We start from the raw sequence: 1031 nt of genomic DNA, 5'->3' as shown, positions 1-1031 counted from the left end.
ATTGTACACAATGCAGTGGGGGCAAAGCATGGAATTATGGTGTTTGTGGAATCTCCTAATGAGCCTAGATTTCATACGTTTGCGATGATGCCTGTTGATGCTAAGGAGGGAAAGATATTTCCTGAGGATATTTGGACTGTGGAGATGGAAGTAGAGCAAGCTTTATTTGGTGGTTTACTAGCAATGATTATGGAGGAAGAGTTTGCAGCACTTGATGAATATTTTGAGGAATTTACAAATAACCATCCAGTGGTGGGTCTGCGTAAAGAAGCTATTAATAATGTGAAAAAAACTGGATACACCACACCTTATTATTTTTTACAGCCTTCTTTGTTACAAGAAGAGCTAATTCTTATTAACAGTCTATATTTGCAAAACGCAGATATAACCAAGGAAGAATTAAGAAATCATTTTGATAAACTTGCTTATGAAGAGGATAAATTATCATTTGTTATTAATTTGTATATGAAAGAACCAGATGTTGAACCAGATGAAGAAATAATCCAATTATTAGTAGACGATATAATTAATTTAGAAGAATTTCCCCGGGGGAAATACACTTTTTTTCTACATGATCATGATATTAGTAAACTTTCAGGTATGGGGAGTAAAGAAAATTCACTTCGAGAAGGTCAGCTTGAACATATTATTAAGGACTAGGGGGAGTAAAAATGAATAATATATCTATTCCATCTGTTAATAAAAATAGGAATTTCGATTTTGAACTAGTCCAACTTGGAGGCTTAATGCATATTTAAAGTATGATGAAGGAGCCATAGTAATCATCCATGTATGAAACACCAGTTTTTTACTGTTTTCAATTAAAATTGGGTATGGAGATAGAATACAAGTTGTATTTAGGTAGAAATGCTTGGGAGGCTACAATCATGAGATGGAATATAATTAATTTTTCAATCTTATTAATAGCGTTATTTACGATAGGAGGATGCGGGGCAAAGGGAAAAACGTCTGAAACGCCGGAGGAGAGGCATGCAAGGGAAGCGTATGTGAGTGTAAATGACTATGTGGGA

1 protein-coding gene is annotated in these 1031 nt (G+C 34.5%); it reads left to right on the top strand.

Annotated features, from left to right (window positions below; translation table 11 throughout):
- The coding region (locus GJU40_RS20455) for a DUF1672 family protein (RefSeq protein WP_154309892.1) at positions 1-660 on the top strand (660 nt) is incomplete at its 5' end.
- Positions 661-1031 lie beyond the last annotated feature (371 nt).

The sequence above is a fragment of the Metabacillus lacus genome (assembly GCF_009674805.1).
GTDB lineage: Bacteria > Bacillota > Bacilli > Bacillales > Bacillaceae > Metabacillus_C > Metabacillus_C lacus.
The sequence above is the reverse complement of the archived record's forward strand: the minus strand, read 5'-3'. Positions and strand labels throughout refer to the sequence as shown.